Source organism: Litorimonas sp. RW-G-Af-16, from assembly GCF_048319245.1.
Lineage (GTDB): Bacteria > Pseudomonadota > Alphaproteobacteria > Caulobacterales > Maricaulaceae > Litorimonas.
Genome location: NZ_CP166993.1, coordinates 1,271,199 through 1,283,875 on the forward strand (window position 1 = coordinate 1,271,199; position 12,677 = coordinate 1,283,875).

Here is a 12,677-nt window from a genome sequence, read left to right on the forward strand (position 1 = left end):
ACGACATGCTTACATCTCATCATGATACCTTTTGATTATTAGACTGCAACGAACGCTATTGAATGCGGTTTACGGGACACTAAAGGTCACACCTTATCTCTAAGACATTTACAATTTTAGCATCATCTATACGGCCCTCAAAATGGTCTGCAAATACAATATGTCCCCCCGTATTTAAGGGTGCTTTTCTATTTGAGAACTTACCGATTAATCTGACGTAAATGTCCCTCTCATTGATCGTTTCGTATAAAAAGGTTGTTTCGCCTGTCCGCGTCACCCTTTCCTTATCCATGGCTCTATATTTTCGCGGGATGTATTTTCCGTCGACAAATAAACCAAAAACACTGTCATTTACGATAATTGGCGGGCGCCCGCTTAGATCAAAATTCCACAATTCATATTCGTGACTTCCATGAAAATCGAGACATCCTTCGACCAAGATCGTTTTTCCGTGATAGGTTTCAGGTTGATCGGCTAAGTCTTGTATCGTCACAGGCACGGCAGTTGACAGGTTTGTTTTTGAGGGCTGGTAATAAGCGCAGGATGCCAATGTCAGAGCCAATGCCGCCCAGATCAACTTCCACATAGATCTTATAAGATCAAATTTCATCACGATATTTATTTGTGATCGGATAGCGGCGGTCGCGTCCGAAGTTTTTGGAACCGAGCTTCACGCCCGGCGGGGCTTGGCGGCGCTTATATTCAGCGATGTAAAGCAAATGCTGGATTTGCCTGACATCGGCGGTGGTATGCCCCCGCGCAAGAATATCTTCAACTGGTAATTCCTGCTCGATGAGGCCGAAGAGGATATCGTCCAGCACATCATATTCTGGTAAGCTGTCGCTGTCTTTTTGATCATCGCGAAGTTCTGCGGATGGGGGCTTTGTGATGATGTTGACAGGGATCGGGTTTTCTGCACCGAACATATCATCAGGATTGTGTGCGTTACGCCACTTAGCCAGCTTGAACAATTCTGTTTTATACAGGTCTTTTAGTGGGTTATACCCCCCACACATATCACCATAAAGCGTTGCGTAACCAACTGCCATCTCACTCTTATTGCCTGTCGTCACTAACATCGGACCGAACTTGTTAGAGAGTGCCATTAGCGTCAATGCGCGGGCTCTAGATTGGATATTTTCCTCCGCCGTGCTGGGCGGCAGGTCTTTGAAGAACGGTTCTAGCATTTCATCAAACGCATCAATCGCCGGTTTTATGGCGATCGTGTCGTAACGGCAGCGCAGAGCTTCTGCACATTCTTCGGCATCTGTCAGGCTACTGCCTGCTGTATATTTCGTTGGCATCATCACACACCAGACACGCTCTGGCCCCAGGGCATCGACGGCAATCGCCGCTGCCATTGCGCTATCTATGCCGCCTGAGAGACCGAGGATGACTTGCTTAAACCCGTTCTTATTGACGTAGTCGCCCAACCCAAGACACATAGCCCGCCAGTCAGCCTCATGCCCCGTTAGTTGCGTCTCCAACTTCGCCTCAGTACATACCCACGTCTCACCCTGCTTCTCCCATGTCGCAAGATCATAGTCTTCGACAAAGGATTTCAGGGCTTGAACAATCGCACCATCCGCGGCCATAGAAAAAGACGAGCCATCGAAAACAAGCTCGTCCTGCCCTCCAATTTGATTGACATAAACCAGAGGCAAGCCCTCATTATGAACTTTCGAGCCCAAAGCCGCGACCCGTTCAGAGAGAGCTGTGCGCCGCCACGGAGAGCCGTTTGGGGAGATCAAAAGCTCCGCGCCCAAATCTGCGAGGTGGCTCGCCACCCCTGGTTGCCAGAGGTCTTCGCAAATCGGGAGGCCAATCTTGACGCCCTTAAACTCAACTGGTTCTGGAAGTGGTCCTCGCGTGAAAATTCGAGCTTCGTCAAACACGCCGTAATTAGGCAAATGATGTTTCTTGCGCACATCCGTAATTTTACCGTCCTGCATAAATAGCGCAGCGTTAAAAAGCATCCCGTCTTCGACCCATGGCAAGTTGAAGACAACCGCTGGCCCGCCCTTAGTGAGCATGGCGAAGTCTTCAGCCAACTTGCGGCAATCATCCTGCGCGGCAGGTTTAAGGACGAGGTCTTCTGCGGGGTAGCCAATGATAAATTGCTCTGGCAACACCAAGATGTCCGCGCCGCCTAATTTTGCTTGCACATAAGCATTGCGTGCCTTGGCGATATTGCCGTCCAAGTCCCCGACATGGGCGTTGAGCTGCGCCGAAGCGATTTTAAGTGTCGTTGTCATAAGGTGCGTTTAGCGGTGCCCTTCCCGCCTCGCAAGGCTTATGGCATCGCGGGGGCCAACTGATCCGCCAAGCTCCGAAACATATCGATGTTGACGTTCATGGAGTGACCATAGCCGTCTTGTTCATAGGCAAATTCTCGGTCTGCAGCATTTTTGGCGATCACAAGCTTTTTAGCAGGGTTGATGTAGATATATTGCCCGTAAATGCCGACGGCGAAAAAATCGCCAGCATTTGACCCCTCTTGCGGCATTGGCACCCACCACTGATAGCCGTAGCCTACGCCGCCGCGATCAGAGAATGACGGCGCAGAGTGTCGCGTTGATTCAGCTACCCACTGAGCAGGCACTACCTGTTTATCCCCAACCTTGCCTTGATTGAGAAAAAGATAGCCAAACTTAGCATAGTCCCGCGTAGTCAGGTTCAAGCCACCCAAAGCGAAAGCCACATTCTCGCCGTCCGTCATGTAATAAGGCGCGCGCTCAAAGCCGAGATTGGCAGAGTAAGTTTCATTAAACAGCGTATGTAGAGATTTGCCTGTTGCAGCCCGCAACACCATTGCGGCCACATGTGTATCAATCGATACATATTGCCAACGCTCACCCGCAACAGCATCCTTCGCCGTCAATCCCGCCGCATATTCATCCATCGAACCGCCAAGACCCAAGACACGGCCCATATCATTGATGTCGGATTTGGGATCCATATAGTCTTCATTGAACGTGATGCCGCTGGCCATGTTCAAGACATTGCGAATTGTTGCGCCTTCATAAGCACTACCTTTTAACGACGGTGCATAGGTTTCGACTGTTTCATCAAGGCTTTTGATCTGCCCGCTCGCAACGGCGTTCCCGTATAGACCAGACATAAATGACTTCGCGACAGACCAGCTAATGCGCAGATCGTCTTTATCTGTGCCTTTGTAATAACTCTCATGAATCATCACGCCGTCGCGAATGACAACGAGCCCTGTTGTGTCGAGCGTCTCGAGTAAAGCAGTGAGGTCACGCGCTTGGCCATTAATTATGACCGTGTCAGGGAGCGGTTGAAAGTCTTGCGGAAAAAGGAACGGCTCTGGCGACTCTGCAAGATCTTGATGCAAAAACGCCGCATCCATATTGGAGAAGTTTTGCACGATCTTATCCGCATCAAACAAAGTATTGACGGTCTGCAATCTTTGAATCTTGCTCCAATTCAGTGCAACAAGTGTCCCGAGTGTCAGCACCAAAGCCCCAAAGATTATGCCAACCCATTTAAAAAATTTCATCAGATGTTCCCGTCTATGATTAGTGCAGCCCTAAGCGCGTTTAATCCGTCATGGGCGGACACAGCCACCTCTCTGCCGTCTAGCACAGATTCGATAAAACTATGCGTCGCAGCCCCTAGACTGTCGTGCGCCGCAGGATCATTGCCGAAGTCGGCGTTCAAATTAAACGGCGTATTATGGCGCAAGGTCTTAGCATTAAAATCAATCTCCAAAATGCCACTTGGATAGGTAATTGTCATGACGCGCGTAAACCCATCCTCAACACGGCTTGCCTGAAGGCGGGCTTTCGTGGCACCGTAATGCAGGACAGCTCTCGCAGCGTCGGGTTGATCAGATTTTACGCAAAGTGACTCGCCGCTAACACGATTACTCGGCTTTCCCATCAGCATATGCACAAGATCAATGTCATGGGTCATCAGGTCGAGCGTCACGGATACATCTGTCCCGCGCTCAGAAAATGTGCCCAGGCGAGCGGCTGTCAAAGCGGCTGGGGTCTCTAGAATTGTGTCTAGGCCAATCGCCTTTGCAACGAAACGCTCTTGATGGCCCACTTGCACGACACAGCCGTTTTGATCTGCTAGGGACACTATCGTTTCTGCCTCATGCAATGTCGACGCGATTGGTTTTTCGATCAAGCAGTGCTTTCCCGCCCGAAGCGCCGTGATTGCCATTTGTCCGTGATAACGCGCGGGGCACGCGATTACGACAGCATCAACTGACACCAACATGTCCTCATATTTTTCAAATGCAGTCACATCGTGTGTCTTTGCCCCCGCTTTAGCGCGTGCCAAATCTGGATCAAAAATGCCAATAAACTCTGTGCGTGGATGGGCAGCACACTTATTTGCGTGGTAACCACCGAAGACGCCAGCCCCAACGACTCCTATTTTTAATCGTGATTTCATGGGGTGATATTTGGACGTCAATGCCGCTTTGGCAAGCGAATCTCAAAAAGAATCACCCGTTCAATTCCATTGGCAACTCCCGAAATACGGGCGATTCTAATGCCGAAGACCGTCAACACTTAAGAAATTAGGCCAAAATGAGGCCCAAATCCTGCTAAAAGCCCTTAGAAATAGGGTTTTTAATGACTCGTTAACCAAAAATCTTAATCTTACTTCCAAGGCATCCGTCATCCGCTATGGGGCCATCATCGATAAGGGAGACCATGATGAACAAAAAAGAACTAGTTGGCGCACTGGCCGATAAAACTGGATCATCACAAGCCGCTGCTGGCGAAATGCTCAGCGCTGTTTTAGATACAATTCACGGCGAATTGAAAAAAGGTAATGAAGTCAATTTACCAGGCTTTGGCAAATTCATCGCCAAGCATCGCCCATCACGCAAAGCGCGTAACCCGATCACGGGCAAGGAAATGATGACAAAAGATAAAACTGTCGCGCAATTCCGCCCATCGTCAGCGCTGAAAGAGCTTTAGCTCTTAGACCTACAGATACACTCCCACGTATCGAAAACCGTCTTGAGAGATCAAGACGGTTTTTTTTGTTCAGGTATAAGTGAGAGGTCGACTAAGCCGACATTCTTGCAGGGTCTTCCTTGCGATAGCTGCCAAGTTCTTCGGCAATTAAGAATGCGAGTTCTAGAGCCTGATCAGCGTTCAGACGTGGATCACAATGTGTCCGGTAACGCGCTGATAAATCTTCCTCGCGGACAGCCGCAGCTGAGCCGCCCGTGCATTCCGTCACGTTCTGCCCGGTCATTTCAAAATGCACCCCACCAGGCCAACAGCCTTCGCTATGGAGGACTTGCATGAATTGGCGCACTTCCGTGAGAATAAAGTCAACGGGTCGCGTTTTATAACCCGTATCCGTTTTAATCGTATTGCCATGCATAGGATCGCAAGACCACACGACAGAACGCCCTGCTTTTTTCACAGCACGCGCCAGCTCTGGCAGGCCTTTGGCAACTTTATCATGACCATAACGCGCGATCAGTGTGATACGGCCAGCCTCATTTTCAGGGTTGAGCTTATCCAGCAAGCGCATCAATTCATCAGGCGCAAGACCTTCACCAATCTTCATTGCAATAGGATTTTCGATACCGCGGAAAAACTCAACATGCGCGTGGTCTAGCTGCCGGGTACGGTTGCCTATCCAGAGCATATGTGCGGACGTGTCATACCACCGGCCTGTCGTGCTATCGATCCGTGTCATGGCTTCCTCGTAGCCTAGCAAAAGACCTTCATGGGACGTGTAATAGTCAGTAGATGCCATTTGAGGTGTGCTGTCAGGAGTCACGCCGCAAGCTTCCATAAAGTCTAGCGCGTCTTCTATTTTTTCGCACAATTCTTTATATCTCGCCGTCTGCTCAGACTTATCAGCAAATCCCAATGTCCACTTGTGGATATTACGCAGGTTCGCATAGCCTCCCGTCGAGAAAGCCCGCAATAGATTGAGCGTCGACGCCGATTGACCATAGGCTTTGAGTAAGCGTTTAGGGTTAGGAATACGGCTCTTCTCGTCAAATTCCATCGAGTTGATATTGTCGCCGCGATAGCTGGGCAGCGTGATCCCGTCGCGCACTTCAACAGGAGAGCTACGGGGTTTGCCGAATTGTCCCGCGATGCGGCCAACTTTGACAACAGGCTGCCCTGCGCCGTAAGTCAACACCACAGCCATCTGCATCATGACACGGAACATATCGCGAAGGTTGTCGGGGTGAAACTCCTTGAAGCTCTCGGCGCAATCTCCGCCTTGAAGCAAGAAAGCTTTGCCATTGGCGACATCTGCAAGTCGCGCTTTTAACCGTCGAGCTTCGCCAGCGAAAACGAGTGGCGGATAGCCGCGCAGAGTATTCTCGACCTCGGCCAATTTGGCGAGATCAGGATAATCTTCAGGAATATGCTTGGCTGGGAAGTTTCTCCAGCTGGAGGGAGACCATTTCGTCATCGTCGTGCTTTCAGAGCAAATGTTGCGTTTTGAACCGCATTTCTAACAAGTTTTAGGTGATTATACCAGCCCGAAGTCAGCCCTTGCTGACAACAGTCGTTTTGTTCTCTTCACGTGGTTTTAGAGTCACGATTTCCTCAGCCAATGTCGGATGAACGGCGCAGGTGCGATCAAAGTCAGCTTTGGTCAAGCCTGCCTTTACGCAAATTCCCAACGCTTGGATAATCTCCGCACTGTCGTCGCCAACAATATGGATGCCTACGACACGTTCATTCTTGCCCTCTGTGATCAGCTTCATAAAGCATCGCTGCGGATCGCCAGCCAGCACGTTTTTCATCGGACGGAACTTGGTCGTGTAGACAGTCATTTCTTCGCCAAACTCTCGGCGCGCTTCTGGTTCTGTCAGGCCGACCACGCCCACTGGCGGGCGCGTAAAGACGGCACTCGCAATATCGCTGTGGTCATAGGCTATCGGATTGTCTTTGAAGCGCGTTTCGATAAAGGCCATGCCTTCGCGGATTGCAACGGGCGTGAGGTTCATGCGGTTAGTCACATCGCCAACAGCAAAGATATTATCCTGGCGTGTGCGGGAATATTCATCGACGATAATGGCGCCGTTTTTGTCGACTTCCACGCCTGCATTTTCAAGACCCAACCCCGATGTATGCGGCTTACGACCTGTTGCCATAAAGACGAGGTCTGTGCCGATCTTCGTGCCGTCATCAAACGTAACGATATATCCGCCTTTAGACTTCTTGATCTCGGTCGGGCTGACGCCAAAGCGGAGATCGATTTTATTGTTAGATTGCACCTCATTGACGGCGTCTCGCACTTCGGGATCAAACCCGTTCAAGAGACGCGTGCCGCGATAGGCCTGCACAGTTTTCACGCCAAACCCTGCAAAAATACCCGCAAATTCAGAGGCGATATAGCCGCCGCCAATAATCAAAATACGCTCGGGCATTTCGTCCAAAAGGAAAGCGTCGTCAGACATGATTGCATGTTCGCTCCCTTTCATTTCAGGCATCCAAGGGCGACCACCGACCGCAATCAGGATCGTTTCTGCCGTCACTTCGCGTCCACTTTTTGTCAATCGGACTGTATGCTTGTCAACGAATTCCGCGCGCTCCTGTATGAGGTCAGCGCCGTTCTTTTCGAGGATCGTGGCATAAATGCCAGACAACCGGGAAACCTCGGATTGAATGGCGTCGCGGAGCTTTGGCCAGTCAAATTTAGCGTTTTCGACCGTCCAGCCATACCCCACAGCTTCGCGGATCGCTGTGCCGTAATCTGCGCCGTAGACCATAAACTTCTTCGGCACACAGCCGCGAACAACACATGTTCCGCCAGGACGACTCTCTTCCGCAACAGCCACGCGCTTGCCGAGTTGCGCCGCCATTCGACCTGCGCGGACGCCGCCTGAACCTGCGCCAATCACAAATAGGTCATAGTCGTATTTAGACATTTAAAGTCTCCTGCAATTCTATGAAAATAAGGCGGTAATCTAGTCCCGCTGCAACTCTATCACGCGTGCATGGTCGGCTTCGCCGATCACAATAACATCAGCCAAGTCAATAAAAAGGCCATGTTCCATCACCCCCGGTATTTGGGATAGCGCTCGCGCTGTTTCAACCGGGTTAGGGATTTTGACGCACTTGCTATCAAGAATATAATTGCCGCCATCCGTGATAAGCGGGCCCGAACCATCTTTCATCTGTCGCAGAACCGTCTGCGCATCTTGGCAGCCCGTCACTTTTAAAGCGCGAAAGACTTGATCCGCCGTCAGGGCTAGACCGAAAGGATCTACTTCAACTGGCAGCGGAAAAGCCCCGAGCGTGTCGACCATTTTGCGATCATCCACAATCACGACCATCATGTCAGACGCATTGGCGATAATCTTCTCGCGCAAAAGACACGCGCCACCACCTTTGATAAGGTTAAACGCAGGATCAACTTCGTCTGCGCCGTCAATGGTCACATCGATTTTCTCGACTTTATCTGCATCAATCAGAGGCACCCCCGCCTCTACCGCACATTCGGCGGTTCGCTTTGACGTTGGCACGCCGCGAATTTTCATTCCGCCCGCCACGCGCTCTCCTAACATATCAATGAAGATTTCAGCGGTAGAGCCAGAGCCCAGACCTAGCGTCATGCCGCTCTCAATAAACTCCATCGCCGCCATGGCTGCATTCTCTTTGGCAATCGTCATGGCTTAGCTCTTTCTTTTTGATGATTTGCGTTTGGCTTGAGCGACTCGGTAGCGCTTGGCCCAGCCGTCTTTGTTGACTTGCTTCGCGCGCGCCACAGCTAGCGCGTCATCTGGCACATTCTCGGTAATGACACCGCCAGACCCCAAATATGCGCCAGACCCAATCTTAACAGGCGCGACAAGCGATGAGTTCGTGCCGATGAACGCGCCGTCCCCGATCTGTGTCATATGCTTGTTAAATCCGTCATAATTACAGGTGATTGTGCCTGCACCGACATTGACGCCCTCACCTAAAACAGCATCACCAATATAAGATAAGTGATTGATCTTGCTGCAATTTCCAACCTTAGCTTTCTTTGTCTCAACAAAATTACCGACCTTAGTTGTGTCACCCAATTCTGTGCCAGGGCGCAAGCGCGCAAATGGGCCAATCTGCGCCCCTTCGCCAATTTGAGTGCCTTCAATATGGCAGAATGGGTGAATGACTGTGTTGCCTCCAATTTTGACGTTTGGTCCAAATACGCAGTTCGCGCCAATGTCCGCATCAGCAGCGATAACTGTGTCGTAGGCAAAATATGTCGTATCTGGATCACGAAGCGTCACCCCTGCTTCCATCATGCGGCTGCGCATACGATCTTGAAAAGCGCGTTCTGCGAGCGCTAAATCAGGGCGGGAATTAACACCCATGACCTCTGTTTCGGACGCCTTGACAACAATCGCCCGTTTTCCGTCACCCCGCAAAATCTCAACAATATCAGTTAAGTAGTATTCACCCTTCGCGTTATTTTTATCAACCCGCGCAACAGCTGAAAACATATCCGCTGCTGAAGCTGCCATCACGCCAGAATTACAAAGCCCAACGGCCAACTGCTCTGCGCTAGCGTCCTTCGCTTCGACGATAGCGACCAAGTCGTCGCCCTCGACAATCAAACGTCCATAAGCCCCTGCGTCCTCTGGCTCAAAGCCCAATACAGCGACGTCGGCCGTGTCGAGCGCATCAAATACGTGCTCCAATGTAGACGGCTCGATAAGCGGCGTATCAGCGTATAGAACCGCAACCTGTCCCGAAAAATCACCTAAAGCGGCTTTGGCGCAGTCAACTGCGTGTCCTGTGCCGAGCTGCGGTTCTTGCACCGCGATATCGAGCCCGAGGGCCTCTGCCGCCGCGCGAACATCCACATTGGCTTCTCCGACGACGCAAACAATTTTGTCAGCGTCCACAGACCGCGCAAGGTTCGCGACCCACGACAACATAGAGCGGCCACCGATGTGATGCAGCACCTTAGAGCGCGAAGACTTCATCCGGGTGCTTTTCCCAGCTGCCAAAATTATTGCAGCGCGCGCAGCTTTCATTACGGTTAGCCCTTAAGTCATTTGAAACTCCTCCCGTCATAGAGGATGTTTTGCGCAAACGCACGATTCGATTGGACTTCATTTGCATTATTTACAGAATTTGACGCTGTGCTTCGATTTAGACGGGACGCTTGTAGATACTGCGCCCGACCTGATCCGTGTGCTAAATGATGTGATAGCGATGGACGGCTTGCCAAAGACAAACTTTAAGGAAGCCCGCAAGGCAGTCGGCTTTGGCTCTCGCGCGCTCATTTCCGAGGCCTTTATGCGGGCGGAAGCTGATTTACCGCCTTCACGCCTAGATGAATTGCAGCAGGTATTTTTGGCCAGATACGCCGAAGACATTGCCGCTTTATCAGAGCCCTATGCGGGTGTGGAGGATGTTCTGGACGATCTGGTCGCGCACGGCGCACGATTGACCGTCTGCACAAACAAGCCGGGTTATCTAGCACGACCCTTGATCAAAGCGCTCGGCATGAACCATTATTTTGATCGGGTCGTCGGGGGAGATGAACCGCGTCGCAAGAAACCTCATGCGGATCACATTTTTGCGGCGGCTGATCATCGGCGGGCAAGAGATATTGTAATGGTCGGTGATAGCTATCCCGATATGCGAGCGGCCCACAATGCGCGCGTTCCCGCTATTTTGGTCACCTATGGCTATACTCAAATATCACCGCTTAAGCTAAAGGCCGATCGCAGGATCGGACATTTCCGAGCACTGCCATCGGCCTTAGAGAGTTTGCGGACATAAACCGCTTGGCCCGCAAGACGCGGACCAAATGTTGGTTATGCGAAGTTTTCAGTGGAGCGCGTTGGCACGCCATTGATCAAGTTAGACCGAACGTCCGTGCGCGCAGAGCGCATGGAGGCCAGAAAACCACCTTGGATCAAGTTCACACGGACATCATGTCCACGATCTGCCCAATAAGCTTCGATTTGTTCCTTAAGACGCTCAGCGCCTTCACGAGTACAATAGTCACCTTTCATGATGAACCTCTTTCTAATTTGTGACGGTGCCGTCCCAGACACACATCAAACAGAGTTTTTCCCTGCACTCTACTTAAGCGTCAGAATTAGAAATTCAATTCAAATCATAGGTTTTTCGAATAACATTTTTGTCATATGACTTTAATCTGCATTTTCAGCTTGTGTTCATATTGACTGTGATAATGGTAAATTTTGATCATATTTCACTGTTTATAACAGTAATTCGATTGACATCACTTATTTTAGTGAATTTTTACCTCGACTTATTATTCGTTTTATTTATTAAATCCTTGTAAGATGCAAGGATGAATTACATGCCAACTTTACAAGCTCGCTTGAAACAAGAACGTAAACGACAGGGTCACTCTCAAAGTGCGTTGGCAGCCTTATGCGATGTCAGTCAGCCAACAATCGCAAATTGGGAGCGCGGCGGGCAAGTGCCACGTCAGCAAGCTCTCAACCGTCTTGCAGAATCGCTAGACGTGGATGCCGCGTGGCTCTTGACCGGCATGTCTACGGCGGACGCCTACCCCGCACAAACGCATTTAGCTAAACCCATACGTCATGTCCCGGTTTTTGACTGGCCAGAAACTATAGCGGCATTTTTGGAAACTCCACCTCGTGACTATTTGACTCTGAGCCTTGAGCGTGAAGATGTTTTCGCTGTTATTTCTCCTGATGGAGCAGGATTTCAGGCGCAAACTGTTTTGGTTTTTGATCGGCACGACCAAAGCGCAGGCACACACTTACTGGCAGAAGAAAATGGTTATAGTTTAGAAGAAAAAGAGAGCCCCACGACTGGCAGTCTTGGGCGTCTTATTTATTCAATACAGCCGCATTAAGACGCGGGTATTCTGATTAGCCAGCCGGATCTGACATAGCTTCCATATTGGCGTCTGCCGTCCGTATAGCGGCTTCGAGTCGTTCTTCAGCCGTTTGCAGGTTTTTCTTCGGATCTTGATAAAACGCCGTCAACTTCATGACTTGCAAGAACGCGCTATTGAGGAACCGACCCCAGAATTTCATCGGACGGTCAAAATCAAAGAGCAGGATAACACGCTCTTCGTCTGTATCATTCCAGACTTCATGCTCATACGTATCATCAAACACAAATATCTCGCCCTCTTTCCACGCGGTGATCGTATCATCCACACGGATACGGCATTTCTCGCGGTCTTTGGGAATGATCAAGCCTATATGGGAGCGTAGAATACCCTTCGTCACCCCCTTATGTGCGGGGATATGATAGCCTGGAGCCAGAATGGAAAACATTGCTGTCTGCAGATCTGGCACATTCTCTAGAATGGCTGCCGTTTTCGGTGCAAGGGACGCATTTTTTTCTAGCCGCTGGCCAAAGCCAAATAACACGAATGTCTTCCAGTTGGATTCTGTCGAAAGACGGTATTGGTCAGGCGAAATTTCATGGAAGCTCGGAATTGTCTCACGAAACTTTAAGACAGCGCGCGCCTCTTCCTGAATGGCCTCCCAATTATCAGTGAATTCAGATAAAAATGGAAAGTATTTGTTATCGATCTTGGGCGTGTCAGGCACTTTAGACTGGCGGCTTTGAAACGCCGCGATCTTACGCACGAGCTTCTTGCCATTGCGTTTAACAAACGCACGGCGCTTATTCTTTAGGTGCTTGGGTTTTTCAATTTCGCTTGCCATAATGCGGGCGGTTTATGAGAATTTTCAC

The 12,677-nt window shown here is 50.3% G+C and carries 13 protein-coding genes; 3 read left to right on the forward strand and 10 right to left on the reverse strand.

The features are described from left to right. Positions 1-79 precede the first annotated feature (79 nt). The 4 genes from AB8615_RS06360 to AB8615_RS06375 are packed head-to-tail and all read right to left on the reverse strand — an operon-like array spanning position 80 to position 4,425. Complete coding sequence (locus AB8615_RS06360; RefSeq protein WP_409434069.1) at positions 80-613, reverse strand: hypothetical protein; 534 nt, start codon at positions 611-613, stop codon at positions 80-82. Beyond that, positions 600-2,255, reverse strand: coding sequence for an NAD+ synthase (locus tag AB8615_RS06365; protein WP_409434070.1), 1,656 nt, complete (start codon positions 2,253-2,255; stop codon positions 600-602). Before AB8615_RS06365 ends, AB8615_RS06360 begins: the two co-directional genes overlap by 14 nt. A 38-nt stretch (positions 2,256-2,293) precedes the next feature. Continuing rightward, on the reverse strand, positions 2,294-3,520 hold the full coding sequence (locus AB8615_RS06370) for a serine hydrolase domain-containing protein (protein ID WP_409434071.1): 1,227 nt from the start codon (positions 3,518-3,520) through the stop codon (positions 2,294-2,296). Beyond that, a complete protein-coding gene (locus AB8615_RS06375; protein WP_409431796.1) occupies positions 3,520-4,425 on the reverse strand; it encodes a Gfo/Idh/MocA family protein in 906 nt (301 codons plus the stop codon). The genes AB8615_RS06370 and AB8615_RS06375 overlap by 1 nt, the downstream gene beginning before the upstream one ends. 236 nt (positions 4,426-4,661) lie before the next feature. On the opposite strand from AB8615_RS06375, the gene AB8615_RS06380 reads away from it, so the two are divergent. After that, a complete protein-coding gene (locus AB8615_RS06380) occupies positions 4,662-4,958 on the forward strand; it encodes an HU family DNA-binding protein (protein ID WP_409431797.1) in 297 nt (98 codons plus the stop codon). Between the two features lie 91 nt (positions 4,959-5,049). On the opposite strand, the gene AB8615_RS06385 is transcribed toward AB8615_RS06380, so the two are convergent. The 4 genes from AB8615_RS06385 to glmU all read right to left on the reverse strand — a co-directional run bounded on the left by AB8615_RS06385 (position 5,050) and on the right by glmU (position 9,991). Further along, complete coding sequence (locus AB8615_RS06385; protein WP_409431798.1) at positions 5,050-6,429, reverse strand: class II 3-deoxy-7-phosphoheptulonate synthase; 1,380 nt, start codon at positions 6,427-6,429, stop codon at positions 5,050-5,052. A 76-nt stretch (positions 6,430-6,505) separates the two neighbouring features. Beyond that, complete coding sequence (gene gor / locus AB8615_RS06390; protein WP_409431799.1) at positions 6,506-7,894, reverse strand: glutathione-disulfide reductase; 1,389 nt, start codon at positions 7,892-7,894, stop codon at positions 6,506-6,508. Positions 7,895-7,933: 39 nt separating this feature from the next. Next, positions 7,934-8,638, reverse strand: coding sequence for a ribose-5-phosphate isomerase RpiA (rpiA, locus tag AB8615_RS06395; protein WP_409431800.1), 705 nt, complete (start codon positions 8,636-8,638; stop codon positions 7,934-7,936). Positions 8,639-8,641: 3 nt separating this feature from the next. Then, positions 8,642-9,991: a bifunctional UDP-N-acetylglucosamine diphosphorylase/glucosamine-1-phosphate N-acetyltransferase GlmU gene (gene glmU / locus AB8615_RS06400; RefSeq protein WP_409431801.1), complete on the reverse strand. Its 1,350-nt coding sequence runs from the start codon at positions 9,989-9,991 to the stop codon at positions 8,642-8,644. Between the two features lie 100 nt (positions 9,992-10,091). Between glmU and AB8615_RS06405 the strand changes: the two genes are divergently transcribed. Next, positions 10,092-10,745, forward strand: a complete 654-nt coding sequence (locus AB8615_RS06405) for an HAD family hydrolase (protein ID WP_409431802.1) — start codon at positions 10,092-10,094, stop codon at positions 10,743-10,745. A 35-nt stretch (positions 10,746-10,780) separates the two neighbouring features. Here AB8615_RS06405 and AB8615_RS06410 read toward each other — a convergent pair whose 3' ends face one another. Then, positions 10,781-10,981 (reverse strand): phosphoglycolate phosphatase, encoded by a 201-nt coding sequence (locus AB8615_RS06410; protein ID WP_409431803.1) that lies wholly within the window; start codon positions 10,979-10,981, stop codon positions 10,781-10,783. A 314-nt stretch (positions 10,982-11,295) separates the two neighbouring features. Between AB8615_RS06410 and AB8615_RS06415 the strand changes: the two genes are divergently transcribed. Next, entirely contained in the window at positions 11,296-11,823 is a 528-nt protein-coding gene (locus AB8615_RS06415; protein WP_409431804.1) for a helix-turn-helix domain-containing protein, read from the forward strand. A gap of 16 nt (positions 11,824-11,839) precedes the next feature. Here AB8615_RS06415 and AB8615_RS06420 read toward each other — a convergent pair whose 3' ends face one another. After that, a complete protein-coding gene (locus AB8615_RS06420) occupies positions 11,840-12,649 on the reverse strand; it encodes an aspartyl/asparaginyl beta-hydroxylase domain-containing protein (RefSeq protein WP_409431805.1) in 810 nt (269 codons plus the stop codon). Positions 12,650-12,677: the final 28 nt, after the last annotated feature.